Below are 18,040 nucleotides of genomic sequence, written 5' to 3' on the forward strand. Positions count from 1 at the left end.
ATAAGCTCAATCACTTAAAAAAATCACAGGAATTTTCATGAAATTTGCATTTGTATTCCCCGGTCAAGGTTCTCAAGCAGTCGGCATGTTGAATGCTTGGGGCGACAACGCTGAAGTCAAAAAAACTTTGGCTGAAGCTTCAGAAGCTTTGGGTGAAGATATTGCAAAATTAATTGCAGAAGGTCCTGCTGAAGCACTTTCTTTGACAACCAATACTCAGCCCGTGATGTTAACTGCAGGCGTTGCCTGTTATCGCGCGTGGATTGCTGCTGGTGGTCCTGCTGCATCAGTGATGGCGGGTCACAGCTTGGGTGAGTATGGTGCATTGGTTGCTTCAGGTGTGATTGAATTCAAAGATGCTGTGCCAATGGTCAGATTCCGTGCGCAAGCGATGCAAGATGCTGTGCCAGTTGGAACAGGTGGTATGGCCGCTATTCTAGGTTTGGATGATGATGCCGTTCGCAAAGCATGTGCTGATGCGCAAGCAGCCACTGGTGAAGTGGTTGAAGCTGTTAACTACAACGCACCAGCACAGGTCGTGATCGCTGGTTCAAAAGCAGGTGTAGAAAAAGCGTGTGAGCTTGCCAAAGAAGCTGGCGCAAAACGTGCTCTACCTTTGCCTGTATCTGCACCATTCCATTCATCATTGCTCAAGCCGGCTTCTCAAAAATTAGAAACTTATTTGGTTGATAAAGCATTCAAGGCGCCAAGCATTGATGTGATCAATAACGTGGATGTGAGTGTCTTAAAAGATCCAGCAGCCATAAAGAATGCCTTGGTCAGACAGGCTGCAGCCCCAGTTCGTTGGGTTGAGACAGTTCAAGCAATTGCAGCCCTTGGCATCACTCATGTGGTGGAATGTGGTCCTGGAAAAGTATTAACAGGTATGACCAAGCGTATTAATGGCGATTTAAATGGTTTGGCTGTTTATGACCCTGCCACGATGGCTGAAGTGATGGCTGTCATTAAAGCGTAAAGATTAACGATCAGAGATTATCAATCTGATAAAGCATTGAATTTAGTTTGGGAGAAATTGTGAGCACATTAACTGGACAAATTGCCTTGATCACCGGAGCCTCTCGCGGTATTGGCCGTGCCATTGCAATGGAGTTAGCAAAGCAGGGCGCTGTGGTGATTGGCACTGCAACAAGTGAATCAGGCGCTAAAGACATTGATGCGGCATTAAAACCAACTGGCGGTGCTGGTGCAGTTTTGAATGTGAATGATGCCGCTGCTTGTGAAGCTTTGATCGATAGCATTGTTAAAGAACGCGGCGCTTTGAATATTTTGGTGAATAACGCGGGCATTACCCAAGATAACTTGGCGATGCGCATGAAAGACGAAGAATGGTCATCAGTGATTGATACCAATTTGAGCGCTGTTTTCCGCTTGGCCAGAGGTGTTTTACGCCCAATGATGAAGGCCAAAGGTGGGCGTATCATCAATATCACCTCCGTGGTGGGCAGCAGCGGTAACCCAGGTCAGGCCAACTATGCAGCTGCAAAAGCAGGTGTGGCCGGTATGAGTCGTGCTTTAGCGCGAGAAATCGGTAGCCGTAACATCACAGTTAACTGCGTGGCCCCAGGTTTTATTGACACCGATATGACCAAAGCCCTCTCAGAAGACCAACAAAATTCACTAAAAGCGAATATTCCCCTCCAACGCCTTGGAACACCCGAAGATATTGCCCATGCGGTAGCATTTTTGGCGTCTCCAGGGGCTGGATACATCACGGGAACGACACTTCATGTGAATGGCGGACTTTATTTGAGCTAATTTGGTCAAATAAGCTGATAAAATCTCTTTTCAATATTTTTACAACAACCCTTGGGGGATTAAATGGATAACATCGAACAACGCGTTAAGAAAATCGTAGCCGAGCAATTAGGCAAAGACGAAGCAGAAATCAAGAATGAATCTTCTTTCGTTAATGACTTGGGCGCAGATTCTCTCGACACAGTTGAATTGGTAATGGCATTGGAAGATGAATTCGGCATCGAAATTCCTGATGAAGAAGCTGAAAAAATCACGACTGTGCAATTGGCAATCGATTTCGCCAAGTCCAAGCAGGGCTAATTAGCTGTGAGCCAGATCAAAGGGCAACGCCGGGTAGTTGTTACCGGGTTAGGCTTGGTTTCACCGGTGGGTAATACCGTTGGTGATGCCTGGGAAAATTTATTGGCGGGGCGATCTGGTATTGCCACGATCACTAAGTTTGATCACTCTGGCTTAAGCGTGCATTTCGGCGGCGAAGTAAAGGGCTTCAATATTGAAGACTATATTTCTGCTAAAGAAGCTCGCCATATGGATACATTCATCCATTATGGAATTGCTGCTGGAACACAAGCCTTTAAAGACTCTGGTTTAGAAGTTACAGAAGCCAATTCTGAAAGAATTGGTGTTTTGGTAGGTTCAGGCATTGGTGGTTTGCCAATGATTGAAGAAACCCACACCGAGTACACCACCCGTGGTGCTCGCCGTATTTCACCGTTTTTTGTGCCAGGCTCAATCATCAACATGATTTCAGGCCACTTGAGCATTAATTTGAATCTCAAAGGCCCTAACGTTGCTGCTGTCACTGCCTGTACAACCGGTTTACACAGCATTGGCTTAGCGGCTCGTTTGATTCAGTATGGTGATGCGGATGTGATGATTGCCGGTGGCGCTGAATCCACGATTTCTCCTTTGGGGGTCGGTGGTTTTGCTGCAGCCAGAGCACTATCAACAAGAAATGATGATCCAGCGACTGCTTCTCGTCCTTGGGACAAAGACCGTGATGGTTTTGTTCTAGGTGAGGGATCTGGCGTGATGATCCTCGAAGAATATGAACATGCCAAAGCCCGTGGCGCTAAGATTTATGCTGAGTTAGCCGGTTTTGGTATGAGTGGTGACGCTTATCACATGACTGCTCCAAACATGGACGGTCCTCGTCGTTGCATGGTCAATGCATTGAAAGATGCTGGAGTTAATCCTGATCAAGTGAACTATGTGAACGCCCACGGTACTTCAACGCCATTAGGCGATAAGAACGAAACGGATGCCTTGAAAGCAGCTTTGGGTGATGCTGTGAAGAAGGTGGTTGTGAACTCAACCAAATCAATGACTGGTCACTTATTGGGTGGTGCAGGTGGTTTGGAATCAGTGTTCACTGTATTGGCTTTGCATCATCAAAAATCTCCGCCAACCATCAATATCTTCAATCAAGATCCAGAGTGCGATTTGGACTACTGCGCGAACACTGCTAGAGATATGAAGATTGATGTGGCTGTTAAAAACAACTTTGGTTTTGGTGGCACTAACGGCACGATCGTGTTCCGCCGTATTTAAATCATTTGTTCAACACCAGCTTAGCTTGGTTGTGCATCAAATAAAGCCTCTAGATGATTTCGGAGGCTTTTTTGTATTAAGACCATTGAAAATAAACTAAAAATACTCATATAAAACCTCATTAATAACCATGCTCAGATAGTATTTAAAGGCTTTCCTGCAAATACTTCCTGAATGCTCTAAAGTATCAACACCATGAAAAAAATCATTTCTGCTTTAACTCTGTCTGTGGCAACAAGTTCTTTGCTTGTTCTGCCAACTTTTGCCCAAAATAATTCTGGGAAAGCCGCTTCGGTGGCGAGCACAGTCAGTGCACCCGCACCTGTCAGCGCTGTGCGAACTTATCCAGACTTTGTTGATTTGGTTGAAAAAGCCAACCCTGCCGTGGTCAATATTCGTACGACTGAAAAGGTCAATGTTCGTTCTGCTTCGGGTATTCCTGGAATGCCAGGTTTGGATGAGGACCAGGCTGAGTTTTTCCGCCGCTTCTTTGGTGTTCCTTTGCCAACACCTAAGCAACAAGGTCCCAACAATCGCAAACCTCAGCAAGAAGAGCAAAACCGTGGCGTTGGCTCAGGCTTCATCATTGAAAGCAATGGTTTCATTTTGACCAATGCGCACGTGATTGAGGGTGCAACAACAATTTATGTCACATTGACCGATAAGCGCGAATTCAAAGCCAAATTGATTGGTGCTGATAAGCGCACCGATGTGGCTTTGGTGAAAATTGAGGCCGCTGGTCTGCCGCGTTTAACTATCGGCGATTCTTCAAAAGTGCGCGTTGGCGAATGGGTATTAGCGATTGGTTCACCGTTTGGTTTAGAAAACACAGTGACTGCAGGTATTGTGTCTGCCAAGAGTCGCGACACCGGTGATTACTTGCCGTTCATTCAAACTGATGTGGCAGTGAACCCAGGTAACTCTGGTGGTCCACTGTTGAACACGCGCGGTGAAGTGGTCGGCATCAACTCACAAATCTTTTCACGTTCTGGTGGATACATGGGCATTTCTTTCGCGATTCCGATGGATGAAGCGATGCGCGTTTCTAACCAGTTAAAGTCCAGCGGTAAAGTCAGTCGTGGCCGTATTGGTGTGGCAATTGCAGAAGTCAGCAAAGAGGTTGCAGAGAGCTTAGGATTGCCTAAGGCACGCGGTGCTTTGATTCGTAACATCGAAGTGGGGGCGCCAGCTGATAAGGCAGGGCTTGAGCCAGGCGATGTTATTTTGAGTTTCGGTGACAAGCCGATTGAGAAATCATCTGACCTACCTAGAATTGTTGGAGACACAAAACCAGGCACTACTTCGCCGATCGTGGTGTGGCGCAAGGGTACGCAAAAAGAATTTAATATCACTGTGGCTGATTTAGAGCCTACGCCAAAGGTAGCTGCTAAAAAAGCTGAACCAGAGGAAGCGGCCTCCACTAAAAATGCATTTGGAGTGGCTGTGATTGATTTGTCAGAAGCCAAGAAAAAAGAGTTATCACTCAAAGCTGGTGTTGAAATCACAGCGATGGCTGAAGATGGTGTCTTATCAAAAGCGGGCGCAAGAGTGGGTGACGTGATTGTGCGTTTAAGTGACGTTGACATCATTGCTGCAAAGCAATTTGAGATTGCCATGAAGGCTGTGGTGAAAAATAACAAATCAGTGGCTGTATTTATTCGCAGAGGCGATAGCACCTTGGTGATTCCTGTCAAACCAGGAAAATAAACCTAAAACAATTGTTTTAGGCCAGATAACCCTTTAGTTTTAATCACCTTTATTGGAAATCGGGGGGGGAGACCCCCGTTCCGACTACAATAGAGGGTAGAGGCGTCTTATTGCAGTGCAATATGGTGTTGCATTGCGGCAAGCCGTTTTAAGGAATCCATGGACCATATACGTAACTTTTCTATCATTGCCCATATCGACCACGGAAAGTCGACCCTAGCGGACCGAATTATTCAGCTATGTGGTGGTCTTTCAGATCGCGAAATGGAAGCTCAAGTCCTTGATTCTATGGACATTGAGAAAGAGCGCGGTATCACAATCAAAGCCCAAACGGCGGCTTTGACCTACAAAGCTCTCGATGGCAAGATTTATAACCTCAACTTGATTGATACCCCAGGGCACGTCGACTTCTCTTATGAGGTCAGTCGATCATTGTCTGCTTGTGAAGGTGCTTTGTTGGTAGTAGATGCCAGCCAGGGTGTTGAGGCTCAAACAGTGGCCAACTGTTACACAGCCATCGAGTTGGGTGTGGAAGTTGTGCCTGTTTTAAACAAAATAGACTTGCCTCAGGCTGATCCTGATCGCGCTAAGCAAGAAATCGAAGATGTGATTGGTATCGACGCCACCGACGCAGTGTCGTGTTCGGCAAAAACCGGTTTAGGCGTTCAAGATGTTCTTGAAGATTTAATTAAAAAAGTACCGCCACCAAAAGGTGATGCAAGTGCACCTTTGCAAGCATTGATTGTTGACTCGTGGTTTGATAACTACGTGGGTGTGGTGATGCTGGTGCGCGTCATCAACGGCACACTCAAACCAAAAGACAAAGTTTTATTGATGGCTTCGGGCACTCAACACTTGGTTGAGCACGTTGGTGTCTTCACGCCAAAGTCAGTTGATCGTCCTGACTTATCTGCTGGACAAGTGGGTTTCATCATTGCTGGTATCAAAGAGCTCAAAGCTGCCAAGGTGGGTGACACGGTCACACATGCACCAGGTCAACAGAACAGAACGCCAGCATCTGCCCCTTTGCCAGGTTTCAAAGAAGTTCAGCCTCAGGTGTTCGCAGGTTTGTATCCTGTTGAATCAAATCAATACGATGCCTTGCGCGAATCTTTAGAAAAGTTAAAGTTAAACGATGCGGCTTTGATGTATGAGCCAGAGGTGTCTCAAGCTCTTGGTTTTGGATTCCGATGCGGCTTCTTGGGTTTATTGCACATGGAGATTGTGCAAGAGCGTTTAGAGCGTGAGTTCGATATGGAACTCATCACCACTGCTCCAACCGTGGTGTACGAAGTAGACCTCAAAGACGGTTCAAAGATTGTGGTGGATAACCCATCAAAAATGCCAGACCCAAGTCGCATTGAAGTGATCATGGAACCAATCGTGGTCGTGAACTTGTTCATGCCGCAGGAATATGTTGGTGCAGTGATCACCTTGTGTACAGGTAAGCGCGGCATTCAGATGGACATGCAGTATGTTGGCCGTCAAGTGAAGCTGACTTATGAGATGCCGATGGCTGAAATCGTGCTCGATTTCTTTGACCGCTTAAAGTCGATTTCTCGTGGTTACGCATCAATGGACTATGAGTTCAAAGAGTACCGCGCATCTGATGTTGTCAAGGTCGATATCTTGATCAACAGTGAGAAAGTCGACGCTCTATCAATCATCGTTCACAGAAGTAATAGTCAATACCGTGGCCGTGAAGTTGTGGCCAAGATGCGCGAGATCATTCCTCGTCAGATGTTTGATGTGGCGATTCAGGCAGCGATTGGTAGCGGCATCATTGCTCGTGAAAACGTGAAAGCCTTGCGTAAAAACGTGTTGGCCAAGTGTTACGGTGGCGACATCACTCGTAAAAAGAAGCTATTGGAGAAGCAAAAAGAAGGTAAGCGCCGCATGAAGCAGGTGGGCAGTGTGGAGATTCCACAAGAAGCCTTCTTAGCCATTTTGCAAGTGGAGGACAAGTAATGAACTTCGCTTTGATTCTTTTGATCTTGTCGGTTGTCACAGGTATCGCTTGGATTGCCGATAAATTGGTATTTGCTCCTCAAAGAAAAGCGGCGGGTATTGATCGCATGCCTTTGTGGTTGGAGTACACGGCCAGCTTTTTCCCTGTGATTTTTGCGGTTTTCTTTCTGCGCTCATTCTTGTTTGAGCCTTTCAAGATTCCATCAGGCTCCATGATTCCTACTTTGATGATTGGTGATTTTATTTTGGTCAATAAATTCACTTATGGTGTTCGTTTGCCAGTCATCAATAAAAAAGTGATTGAAATGAATTCGCCGGAGCGTGGTGATGTAGCGGTTTTTCGTTTTCCCAAAGATGAATCAGTCGATTACATCAAGCGTGTGATTGGTTTGCCAGGTGATGTGATTTCTTATCAAGGTAAGCGCTTGACCATCAATGGTCAAGAATTTCAATCTGAAGCTAAGCCAGATTACCTCGATCCTGAGGGCATGACCTATGCAAAATTCTTTAAGGAGACATTCCCTAAAGAATTTGGTGGCCATTCTTATAACGTTTTAAATCATCCTGAGCGTCCTCCAGGAATTTTTGTACAAGATCGTTTCCCTTATGCGGAAAACTGTACTTACACCATGACTGGTGTGACTTGCACTGTGCCAAAAGGTCATTACTTTGTGATGGGTGATAACCGAGACAATTCGGCAGACTCGCGCTTTTGGGGCTTTGTCCCTGAGAATAATTTGGTTGGTAAAGCCTTTTTTGTTTGGATGAATTTAGGCGACCTGAAACGCATTGGGCGTTTTGAGTGAGCAAGTTGGCTAAGAGCGATATGACTCCTCGCGCACCTCTAGACATCAAACTCTTGCAGGAGCGCTTGGGCTACACATTTCAAAAGCCTGATTTACTGATGCAGGCCCTGACTCATCGCAGTCACAGCAAAAAAAATAATGAGCGTTTGGAGTTTTTAGGCGATTCAGTCTTGAACTGCACAGTCGCTGAAATGCTTTATGAGCGTTACAGCGACTTGGATGAGGGTGACTTATCCAGAGTTCGCGCCAATTTGGTCAAGCAACAAGCTTTGTATGAAATCGCCCAAGCTTTGCAGCTCTCTGACTGCCTGCGTTTAGGTGAGGGTGAGCTCAAGAGTGGTGGCTTTAAGCGACCATCGATTTTGGCTGATAGCTTTGAAGCAATTGTGGGAGCCATCTTTTTGGATTCTGGCTTTGAAGCTTCTAAAAAAGTATTGAGGAAGTGGTATTCGCAAATTTTGGAGCATGTCGATCCAAGAACTTTGGGTAAAGATGACAAGACCCTCTTGCAAGAATATCTTCAAGGCCACCAATTACCTTTGCCTATCTACACGGTCGTTGCAACCACGGGTGTGGCTCACAATCAGCAGTTTGAAGTTGAATGCTCAATCCCAAGTTTGAAAGTGACTCTCAATGGTAAGGGCGCATCGCGCAGAGCTGCCGAGCAAGCCGCTGCCAAGTTATCCTTAGATGCTGCTCAGAAGATTGTTTCTCAATCTGGCAGAAAGCCTAAGAAAACCAAAGCAACAAAAAAGAAAGCATCTTTAGTCACCGCTAAAGATCCTACTGATGATCAACTGAATTTAAAGTTGAAGCCAGAGTAAAGTAATAACTCAAGGAATAATCGATGTCATTTCGATGTGGAACCGTAGCACTTGTAGGTCGCCCAAACGTGGGTAAGTCAACTTTTCTCAATGCATTGGTGGGCCAAAAAGTCAGCATCACCTCCCGCAAAGCTCAAACAACTCGCCATCGTATTTTGGGTGTTAACACCACTGAGACAGCACAATTTATTTTGGTTGATACACCAGGATTTCAAACAAAATATAACAACGCCATGAATAAAGTCATGAACCGCACGGTGAAAACCACCATGGCGGACGTTGATGTGATTCTTTTTGTGGTTGAGTCTGGTTACTGGAGTAAGGCGGACGAACAAGTTTTGGAGATATTACCAAAAAATATCCCAGTGGTTTTATTGGCTAATAAGCTCGATGTGTTTGCTTCAAGAGCAGATGCCCCAGAAGATCGCGATCAAAAGCTATTTACCTTCATGCGTGAGATGAGTGAGAAGTTTGAGTTCTCAGAAATCATCCCCATGACAGCTAAAAATACCGATGATGTGAAGCGCTTGTTAGGATTCTTGGAGCCGTACTTGCCTGAGCAAGAAGCGATTTACGAACCAGACATGTTGACTGATCGCAGTGAGAAGTTTTTGGCTGCCGAAATTTTGAGAGAAAAAGTATTTCGTCATACGGGCGATGAGTTGCCTTATGCCAGCGCAGTGATCATTGACCAGTTCAAGATGGATGGCACGATGCGTCGCATTGCTGCCACTATTCTGGTAGACCGCGATAGTCACAAAGCCATGGTGATTGGTGAAAAAGGGGCAAAACTCAAGCGCATATCCACTGAGGCTCGCCAAGACATGGAAAAGCTATTTGATGGCAAGGTGTTTTTAGAGACTTGGGTCAAGGTCAAGAGTGGTTGGGCAGATGATCGCGTCATTCTGCGCGAGCAGGGCATAGAGTAATCCACGATCATGTCGACTCGCGTCAACGATGAACCTGCCTTTGTACTTCACAGTATTCCGTACAAAGAAACCAGCTTAATTCTTGATGTCTTCACGCGCTCGTATGGGCGGATGGCTTTGATTGCCAAGGGCGCTAAGCGTCCACATTCTGTTTTGCGACCAGTCTTGCAGCGCTTTCAACCTTTAGCAGTCTCTTGGAGCGGTAAAAGTGAACTGCGCACCATGACCAAGGCAGAGTGGTTGGGTGGAGTTCCCCCATTGGTGGGTGATGCTTTGTTGTGTGGTTTTTATCTCAATGAACTCTTGGTTAAATTCATTGCTAGAGAAGACTCTTATGAAGACTTGTACGAAGAGTACGCCAAAACGGTTCACTTGCTTGGGCAAGATCCTAAAGAACTAGAACCAATATTGCGCCCCTTTGAGCTTAGTTTATTAAAAGAAGCCGGCTTTGCGGCAGCCTTGAACTTTTGCATCGACACTCAAACCACTCCTGAAGAAGATGAGCATTATGTTTATCAGCCAGAGAGAGGTATTCGCAAGCTTCAAGCTGATGATCCAGGTCATTGGCCAGTGATGACAGGTAAGCACCTGCTTTGTATGAATGATAAAAACTATCAAGATCCAGAAACCCTGATTCAAAGCAAGGCGCTCACACGTTTCTTGTTGGGTCTGCACTTACCCGATCAAGCCATGATGACTCGGCAAATTTTGATTGATTTGAAAAAGATCTAAATAACACCATGGTCATTAAATAGGCATAATTCAAAACATGTCACAAAAACCTAAAAACATCATTGATCTAGGCATCAACATTGACCACGTTGCCACGCTCAGAAATGCGCGAGGCACGCACTACCCAGATCCTCTGAAGGCCGCTCAGTTAGCGGAAGAGTATGGTGCTGATTTGATCACCTTGCACTTAAGAGAAGATCGTCGTCATATCAAGGATGCTGATTTGATTGCTATGCGCCCTTTGATCAAGACTCGCATGAACTTAGAGTGTGCTGTCACACCTGAGATGATTGAGATTGCTTGTCAGGTGAAGCCGCACGATGTTTGTTTGGTTCCAGAAAAACGCCAAGAGGTCACAACTGAAGGTGGTTTGGATGTCATTGGTAACTTTGACAATATTAAAAAATCCACGCAACGTTTATTGCAAGCTGGTATCACGGTTTCGATCTTTATTGACCCGGATGAGCAGCAAATCACCAAGGCCAAAGAAACTGGCGCTACTGTGATTGAATTGCACACAGGGAAGTATGCTGACACTTCTGGAGCTGAGCAAGCTAAAGAATTGGGGCGCATCAAAATAGCGGCCAAGTTTGCTTACTCGATTGGTTTAAAAGTTAATGCGGGCCATGGTTTGCATGAAGGTAATGTTGAGGCAATTGCCGAAATATTAGAAATTGCAGAATTGAACATTGGACATGCAATTGTTGCTGAGGCTGTTTTTAAAGGTTGGAAGGCTGCGATCCAAGACATGAGAACTCTCATGCAAGGTGCTCGCCAGCGTGCCATGAATCAGAAGCATTGATCTTAGATATTAAATAACGATAACCATCATGATCGCAGGCATTGGGACCGACCTATTAAAGATTGATCGCCTTAAAGCGGCTTATCAACGCACCAATGGTCGTTTGGCTGAACGCATTCTTGGGCCTGATGAAATGCAAGTCTTCAAAGGACGTTTAGCTCGCAATGAATCCAGAGGTATGGCTTACTTGGCCACACGCTTTGCTGCCAAAGAAGCTTTCTCTAAAGCGATTGGTTTGGGCATGCGCAGTCCGATGTCTTGGCGAGCCATGCAAACCCTGAATGATCCGAGTGGCAAGCCCATCATCAAATGCTCTGGTCAGCTACAGACATTCATGGAAGAGAAGTTCTACACAGCTCAAGTCAGTATCACAGATGAAGTTGATATGGCCATGGCCTTTGTGATCGTGATTTATGGCACGCCAGTGGTCACGGGTGTGACTGACCCAAAAGATCTGATGGGTTCATGATCAAAAAACAAGAAAACTAAAAAGACAAATAATCAAATAAACAAATAAACCATTCATCTAAAACTATATGAGCAAATTAAATTCATTCAAAGCAGGCCCCATCGTTCTTGATGTTATTGGTAAAACTCTTAGCAAAGAAGATATTCGCCGCATTGCTCACCCTAAAACTGGCGGTGTGATTTTATTTGGACGCAATTATCAGGACAGGGCCCAGTTAACTGCTTTAACTAAAGCCATCAAGGCGATTCGCAGTGACGTGATGATCAGCATTGATCATGAGGGCGGCCGTGTGCAGCGTTGCAGAACGGATGGTTTTACACATTTGCCTGCCATGAAAAAGTTGGGTGATATTTGGGTGAACCACGGTAAGAAAGCCAATGCGGAACACGCATTAAAGGCCATGGAAGCCGCAACAGCTGCTGGCTATGTGTTGGCATCTGAGTTACGAGCTTGCGGGGTGGATTTTAGTTTTACACCTGTATTGGATTTAGATTTTGGACGCAGTGGTGTGATTGGTGATCGTTCGTTTCATCGTGACCCACTAATTGCAGCCACCTTGGCTAAGAGCTTGAATCACGGTCTGCAATTAGCGGGCATGGCAAACTGCGGCAAACATTTCCCAGGGCACGGTTTTGCAGAAGCGGATTCTCATGTGGCTATTCCTGTTGATGAGCGCTCTTTGAAGCAAATCCTGAGTGATGATGCAAAACCTTATGAGTACTTAGGTCTTGGTTTGGCATCGGTGATGCCAGCTCATGTGATTTATCCAAAGGTTGATAAAAATCCAGCGGGCTTTTCTAAGATTTGGTTGCAAGAGATCTTAAGAAAGCAGCTACAGTTCACGGGTGTGATTTTTAGTGATGATCTATCGATGGAGGGTGCGTCAGTGGCTGGAAGCGTCGTTAAAGGCGCTAAGTTAGCTCTTGAAGCAGGGTGTGATCAAGTGTTGATTTGTAATCGCCCAGATTTGGCAGATCAGTTGCTCAATGAATTGACCTATGATGAAAAAGCGTATCAGGTGTCACGAGCCAGAGTTCAGAAATTAATGCCCACATCTGTTGCGATGACATGGGCTGAGTTACAAGTCAGTCCGGATTATCTAAGAGCAAAGCAACTTCTTAAACAGCTGAAATTGATTGCTTAAGGTTTAAGCTGGCCTGACTCTGGCAGTTAATGACTCGGCGCCACCACGCTCTTCTAATTCGGATAAACGCAAAGCTTCATGTTCGAATTCAATGATGCCCGAGGTGAGACGATTGCGATCCAAAAAAATCACATAAGTCCAAACCAAGCTGCGGTCTTTTCTTTTAAATACGTCGACTATTTTTTTCATAGTTAGGCTTAATAAAGCTCCTTTTAAACTACCAATAACTTAACACGAACTACTAGATATAGTTATCAGTGTTTGCCATAACCCTAGCTATTGTGAACCTTACACCCTCATTTGACATTTAAATCTTTATTAATATATAATAATATATATTGTATTGAAGCAAATTAATAAGTACTTAAAAAGGAAGGTAAAAATGTCAGAACAAGTCCAAAACAAGGGTGGGGAGTCCACTGGTTGGAGTCCGTATCTAGCTGGAGCATTGGTGGGGCTCTTGGCAATTATTTCCGTTTATCTCACCACGACCTTGATGGGTAAGTCTAACTATCTAGGAGCTTCAACAACGTTTGTGAGAGCGGCAGGCTTGTTGTTCCAAAGTGTTGACCCAGCTCACGTTGCTGAAAATGCTTATTACGTCAAAGAAAAAGTGAAGGTTGATTGGCAGTTCATGATGATCATCGGTATCTTCTTTGGTGCCTTGATCTCTTCATTGATGGATAAAAGTTTTAAGTTGGAAGCAGTGCCGCCAACATGGGAAAAACGTTTTGGATCATCGATCGCTAAGCGCGCCATCTTTTCATTCTTGGGAGGTATTGTTGCGATGATCGGAGCACGCATGGCCGATGGTTGTCCGAGTGGCCATGGATTGAGCGGCATGATGCAGCTATCCATGAGTTCATTCATTGCTTTGGCCTTCTTCTTTGGAGTCGGAGCTTTGGTGGCCAACATGATGTACAGAAAGGGACAATAACATGTCAACAGAACAAATTTTAGGTTTAGTGACCGGCATCTTTTTTGGCTTCTTATTACAAAAAGGTCGTGTTTTACGTTACGACAAGCAAGTGGGTGCGATGTTATTTAAAGACATGACAATTTTTAAGTTCATGTTATCCGCCATCATTGTTGGTATGTTTGGCATTCTTGCGATGCATGACATGGGCCTCATCAAACTCAGTCATAAAGCCATGAACGTCGGCGCTATTTTGGTGGGCGGTTCATTGTTTGGTATTGGTTGGGCAGTGATGGGCTTTTGCCCGGGTACATCTGTGGGTGCAATCGGTGAAGGCCGTTGGCACGCTGTATTTGGTGCGATTGGCATGATTGTGGGTGCTGGTGTTTATGCTGAGTTATTCCCATTCTTCAAATCCACTGTTTTATCGTGGGCTGATTTTGGCAAGATTGGTTTGCCAGAGGTATTGGGCATTAATCACTGGGTGATTGCCGTGATTTTCACAATCATTACTTTGATCATGTTCAGATGGTTTGAGAAAAAGGGTATTTAATACTTAAGCAAAAAATAAAAGCCACTGCATGGATGAAAATCTATGCGGTGGCTTTTTTAATTCAGTCAGTCATGCGCTCAAATCAAGATATTTTTTGCACCCTTATGGCACATGAAAACAAATCTTCTCGATGAGTTATCCACAGAAAATGTTGATAACTACTATTGAATTCAATTTAAACCTTCTCGATTCAAGATACTAGGTTGTTTGCTTAAAAATTAATCAGAGTGCACCAAAGAAAAAACCACTCCGCAGAGTGGTTTTAGATTGATTTTTTAGCATGCAATTAGTTAGCGCGGCTGCGGTATTCGCCAGTGCGTGTATCAATTTCAATCTTGTCACCCTCGCTACAGAACAATGGAACTTGTAGTTCGTAGCCGGTAGCAATTTTTGCGTTCTTCAAAACACGGCCTGAGCTTGTGTCGCCCTTAACAGCTGGCTCTGTGTAAGTGATTTCACGAACAACAATGGTTGGCAATTCAACAGACAATGCCTTGCCTTCGTAAAAAACCACTTCAACTGGCATCGCATCTTCTAAGTAATTCAAAGCATCGCCCATGTTGTCTTTTTCAACTTCATACTGGTTGAATTCTGTGTCCATGAATGCATACATTGGATCTGCGAAGTAGGAGTATGTGCACTCTTTGCGCTCCAAGATCACAACTTCAAATTTGTCATCAGCTTTAAAAATGCCTTCGTTAGGTGCTTCAGTGATCAAGTTCTTGAACTTCATCTTTACCACTGCAGCATTACGACCTGAACGGCTGTATTCTGATTTCTGAATCACCAAAGGTTGGCCATTCAACATTACAACGTTACCTACGCGGAGTTCTTGAGCAATTTTCATCGCGATATTTCCTGAGATTTCACAAAGTCTAAGATTTTACCCTCTAAATGCCCAAGACCCATTAAGTTCTGTCTCCAATCCTCAGAATGCTTGGTCCAGGCACTTAAATGTGGCCACCAATCAGAAGCAGGGCCCCATTTCATGGCAGCCACCCCTGTGGATCTTAATTCAGCGGTGGAAGGTTCAAAATAACGTTCTAAAAAGGCATTTAACTTCACTTCATGAGCCAAATTCGACTGCGGATAGATGTCCCAGATGAATGGTTTGCCTGCCCATTGGGCTCGCACAAAAGAATCTTCTCCGCGGACCAAATTAATATCGCAAATGGACAGCAAATAATCGTAATCTTCCTGGGGGATGAAGGGCAGTTGAATCAGTTGCACTGCTGAGTCATTCGAGTGAGTTGAAGCAAATTTTTTCAATGTGGCGGCAGATACGTTTTGATCCGCACACAAAAACACATCAACCTTATCGTCATGAGCTAAAGCGGCTTGATTCACTGAATCAAGCCAGGTATCCAAAGGTGCCTGTTTGTAATTAAAAACAGATACTTTTTTTGATGTTGGGCGACATGACTCAAAGGCCAAAGACAAAGATTGGGGAATTTTTAAAGAATTTGATGTTACTTCATCCCAATCACCCAAAAGAACGCCACCTGTTTTAGAGGTGAAGCCAGGGAAATAAAAATACTTGTTCAGGCCATTATTTTGCGGAGACGGCATCAAGTGCATGTTGTCTGCCCAAGTCTCTGCCGTGAGGTATTCGAGATTGATCCAGATCGGCTGCTTGGTAGAAGCCTTTTGAACCATGGCCTCAATATATGGTGTTGGTAAGTGACAGGCAAACGCCTCAATCACCACATCACCCACGGAAGCTAAAACAGTCGGTGACTCAGCAGCCGACCATGGTAAGACCTCGATACCCAGACTGGCGCCGTGACTCACAGCGTCTCCGTGGGCAATCACATTTAAAACATTTAAATCATCGCAAAATAAACGAATGCGACTATCATCACAATCAATAGAACTTACAGTATTAATAGATGAGGACGATAATCGTGACAAGGCCCTGGCCAGACGCCAGCAAACACCAGCATCACCATAGTTATCGACGATTTGACAAAAGATATCCCAACGCATGTCGAATGAGACCCCTGAATCCCTCTTAAATGATGTTAAAAAATTACCTGGTTTGCCAGGTGTGTATCGCTTTTTTGATGAAGCAGGACAAATCTTATACGTTGGTAAGGCCAAAGACTTAAAAAAGCGCGTCAACAGTTATTTTCAGCGCAATCTATCATCACCGCGCATTGAGCGCATGGTTACCCGCATTCGTTCCTTAGAAACCACAGTTACTCGCACAGAAACCGAGGCTTTGATTCTAGAGAATAACCTCATCAAAGAACTCTCGCCGCCATTTAACATCTTATTCAGAGATGATAAGTCTTACCCTTATGTGATGCTCTCAGGGCATCAGTATCCACGTTTGGCTTATTACCGTGGCCGTGTGGATAAGCGCCATCAGTATTACGGACCGTTCCCCAATTCATGGGCCGTCAGAAACAGTATTCAAATATTGCAAAAAGTGTTTCAGATACGAACTTGTGAAGACACTATTTTTAAAAATAGAAGCAGACCTTGTTTATTGCATCAGATCCATCGGTGCAGTGCACCTTGCGTCGGAAGAATCACTGAAGAAAACTATGCTCAAGATATCCACAAGGCAGTTCAATTTTTAGAGGGTGATCACGCCAGTGTCATGGCTGAGTTCGAGCAGGCGATGCAGTCTTACAGTGACAACATGCAGTTTGAGCAAGCTGCCATGATGCGTGATCGAATCGCAGATTTGTCACAAGTGCTGCAACAACAATCTATGGACACTGTTGCCGATGGTGAGGGTGATGTTGATATCTTGGCCATTGCAATGAAGGGTGGCTTGGCTTGTATTAACTTGGCCATGGTAAGAGGTGGTCGTCATTTGGGAGACCGTGCGTACTTTCCAAAAATGGGTCGCTTCAAAGAAGATGCCATGCCCAATAGTGATGAAGTGATGCAAGCATTTATCACCCAACACTATTTGAGTGATGATGCTGAATCACTCAAACTCATTCCAAAAGTCATGGTCATTCAAGACTTCAGCGACTCTCCAGAAAATGATGAGTTACAAGAACTCTTAAATACCAAAGCCAATAAAAAGGTGCAGATACTCAAGCAACCGCAAGGTCAACGCAAGCACTGGTTGATCATGGCGCAAAACAATGCTGAGCTGGCCCTGACCAAACGCCTCACAGAGGCGGGTGGGCAAGAAGCTAGAACACGATCATTGATTGAGGTGCTCAATCTTGATCTTGAAAATGCCGAAGATTTACGCATTGAATGCTTTGACATCAGCCACACCTCAGGCGAAGCCACGCAAGCCAGTTGCGTGGTTTATCAAAAGCACGACATGCAAAGTGGCGAGTACCGCCGCTTTAATATCAATGACATCATCCCTGGCGATGACTATGCCGCCATGCGCCAAGTGCTTCACAGGCGTTATGCCAACTTTCAAGAAATTCCGCCTGAGAAACAGCCCCACATTGTTTTGGTTGATGGTGGTAAAGGGCAGGTCAGCATGGCCAAGGAGGTCTTTGATGAATTGGGCTTGGACAATCACATGATTGTTGGTATTGCCAAAGGAGAGGGCAGGAAAGTTGGTTTAGAAACCCTCATCTTTGCTGATCAGCGTGAGCCCATGACCCTGGGCTTAGAAAGTCCTGCACTCTTACTCACTGCCCAAATCAGAGATGAAGCTCATCGCTTTGCCATCACTGGTATGAGAGCCAAGAGACAGAAAACCAGAAACGTCTCGCGCCTAGAAGAAATCGAAGGCATAGGGGCGAAGAGACGTCAAAAACTCTTGGCGCGATTCGGCGGATTAAAAGGTGTTACCAGCGCCACCATTGAAGAACTTCAGCAAGTAGAAGGCATTTCAAAAGCTTTGGCTGAGATTATTTATAAGCAATTGCACTGAAATT

19 protein-coding genes are annotated in these 18,040 nt (G+C 45.0%); 16 read left to right on the forward strand and 3 right to left on the reverse strand.

Features of this window, described 5'->3' with window-relative positions; all coding sequences use genetic code 11:
* Positions 1 to 37: 37 nt before the first annotated feature.
* The 13 genes from fabD (at position 38) to nagZ (ending at position 12,708) form a co-directional block, all read left to right on the forward strand.
* On the forward strand, positions 38 to 976 hold the full coding sequence (fabD, locus tag AOC33_RS05105; RefSeq protein WP_089515465.1) for an ACP S-malonyltransferase: 939 nt from the start codon (positions 38 to 40) through the stop codon (positions 974 to 976).
* 59 nt (positions 977 to 1,035) lie between these two features.
* Positions 1,036 to 1,776, forward strand: a complete 741-nt coding sequence (fabG, locus tag AOC33_RS05110) for a 3-oxoacyl-ACP reductase FabG (RefSeq protein ID WP_425439815.1) — start codon at positions 1,036 to 1,038, stop codon at positions 1,774 to 1,776.
* Between the two features lie 63 nt (positions 1,777 to 1,839).
* Entirely contained in the window at positions 1,840 to 2,076 is a 237-nt protein-coding gene (acpP, locus tag AOC33_RS05115; protein WP_089515466.1) for an acyl carrier protein, read from the forward strand.
* 15 nt (positions 2,077 to 2,091) lie between these two features.
* Positions 2,092 to 3,327, forward strand: coding sequence for a beta-ketoacyl-ACP synthase II (gene fabF / locus AOC33_RS05120; RefSeq protein WP_425439819.1), 1,236 nt, complete (start codon positions 2,092 to 2,094; stop codon positions 3,325 to 3,327).
* Between the two features lie 195 nt (positions 3,328 to 3,522).
* Positions 3,523 to 5,034: a DegQ family serine endoprotease gene (locus AOC33_RS05125; protein ID WP_089515468.1), complete on the forward strand. Its 1,512-nt coding sequence runs from the start codon at positions 3,523 to 3,525 to the stop codon at positions 5,032 to 5,034.
* Between the two features lie 159 nt (positions 5,035 to 5,193).
* A complete protein-coding gene (gene lepA, locus AOC33_RS05130) occupies positions 5,194 to 7,002 on the forward strand; it encodes a translation elongation factor 4 (RefSeq protein WP_089515469.1) in 1,809 nt (602 codons plus the stop codon).
* Complete coding sequence (lepB, locus tag AOC33_RS05135) at positions 7,002 to 7,808, forward strand: signal peptidase I (protein ID WP_089515470.1); 807 nt, start codon at positions 7,002 to 7,004, stop codon at positions 7,806 to 7,808. Before lepA ends, lepB begins: the two co-directional genes overlap by 1 nt.
* Positions 7,809 to 7,828: 20 nt before the next feature.
* Positions 7,829 to 8,632: a ribonuclease III gene (gene rnc, locus AOC33_RS05140; RefSeq protein ID WP_089515638.1), complete on the forward strand. Its 804-nt coding sequence runs from the start codon at positions 7,829 to 7,831 to the stop codon at positions 8,630 to 8,632.
* Between the two features lie 23 nt (positions 8,633 to 8,655).
* Positions 8,656 to 9,561, forward strand: a complete 906-nt coding sequence (era, locus tag AOC33_RS05145) for a GTPase Era (RefSeq protein WP_089515471.1) — start codon at positions 8,656 to 8,658, stop codon at positions 9,559 to 9,561.
* Positions 9,562 to 9,567: 6 nt separating this feature from the next.
* Positions 9,568 to 10,293 carry a DNA repair protein RecO gene (recO, locus tag AOC33_RS05150; RefSeq protein WP_089515472.1) on the forward strand — a complete coding sequence of 242 codons (726 nt, stop codon included), beginning with the start codon at positions 9,568 to 9,570 and terminating at the stop codon, positions 10,291 to 10,293.
* A 37-nt stretch (positions 10,294 to 10,330) separates the two neighbouring features.
* Entirely contained in the window at positions 10,331 to 11,095 is a 765-nt protein-coding gene (pdxJ, locus tag AOC33_RS05155) for a pyridoxine 5'-phosphate synthase (protein WP_089515473.1), read from the forward strand.
* Between the two features lie 28 nt (positions 11,096 to 11,123).
* Positions 11,124 to 11,564 (forward strand): holo-ACP synthase, encoded by a 441-nt coding sequence (gene acpS, locus AOC33_RS05160; protein WP_089515474.1) that lies wholly within the window; start codon positions 11,124 to 11,126, stop codon positions 11,562 to 11,564.
* A gap of 67 nt (positions 11,565 to 11,631) precedes the next feature.
* Positions 11,632 to 12,708 (forward strand): beta-N-acetylhexosaminidase, encoded by a 1,077-nt coding sequence (nagZ, locus tag AOC33_RS05165; RefSeq protein ID WP_089515475.1) that lies wholly within the window; start codon positions 11,632 to 11,634, stop codon positions 12,706 to 12,708.
* A gap of 3 nt (positions 12,709 to 12,711) precedes the next feature.
* On the opposite strand, the gene AOC33_RS05170 is transcribed toward nagZ, so the two are convergent.
* Positions 12,712 to 12,897, reverse strand: coding sequence for a hypothetical protein (locus tag AOC33_RS05170; protein WP_089515476.1), 186 nt, complete (start codon positions 12,895 to 12,897; stop codon positions 12,712 to 12,714).
* Positions 12,898 to 13,051: 154 nt separating this feature from the next.
* On the opposite strand from AOC33_RS05170, the gene AOC33_RS05175 reads away from it, so the two are divergent.
* Positions 13,052 to 13,645, forward strand: coding sequence for a YeeE/YedE thiosulfate transporter family protein (locus AOC33_RS05175; protein ID WP_281252748.1), 594 nt, complete (start codon positions 13,052 to 13,054; stop codon positions 13,643 to 13,645).
* 1 nt (position 13,646) lies between these two features.
* A complete protein-coding gene (locus AOC33_RS05180) occupies positions 13,647 to 14,177 on the forward strand; it encodes a YeeE/YedE thiosulfate transporter family protein (RefSeq protein ID WP_089515478.1) in 531 nt (176 codons plus the stop codon).
* A gap of 286 nt (positions 14,178 to 14,463) precedes the next feature.
* Here AOC33_RS05180 and efp read toward each other — a convergent pair whose 3' ends face one another.
* Positions 14,464 to 15,024 (reverse strand): elongation factor P, encoded by a 561-nt coding sequence (gene efp / locus AOC33_RS05185; RefSeq protein ID WP_089515479.1) that lies wholly within the window; start codon positions 15,022 to 15,024, stop codon positions 14,464 to 14,466.
* Positions 15,021 to 16,163 carry an elongation factor P maturation arginine rhamnosyltransferase EarP gene (gene earP, locus AOC33_RS05190; RefSeq protein WP_089515480.1) on the reverse strand — a complete coding sequence of 381 codons (1,143 nt, stop codon included), beginning with the start codon at positions 16,161 to 16,163 and terminating at the stop codon, positions 15,021 to 15,023. Before earP ends, efp begins: the two co-directional genes overlap by 4 nt.
* Between earP and uvrC the strand changes: the two genes are divergently transcribed.
* The gene (gene uvrC, locus AOC33_RS05195) at positions 16,162 to 18,036 is read left to right on the forward strand and encodes an excinuclease ABC subunit UvrC (protein ID WP_089515481.1); all 1,875 of its coding nucleotides are present in this window, start codon (positions 16,162 to 16,164) and stop codon (positions 18,034 to 18,036) included. The genes earP and uvrC overlap by 2 nt on opposite strands.
* The last annotated feature ends 4 nt before the right edge of the window (positions 18,037 to 18,040 follow it).

This window comes from Polynucleobacter cosmopolitanus, assembly GCF_002224225.1.
Taxonomy (GTDB): domain Bacteria; phylum Pseudomonadota; class Gammaproteobacteria; order Burkholderiales; family Burkholderiaceae; genus Polynucleobacter; species Polynucleobacter cosmopolitanus.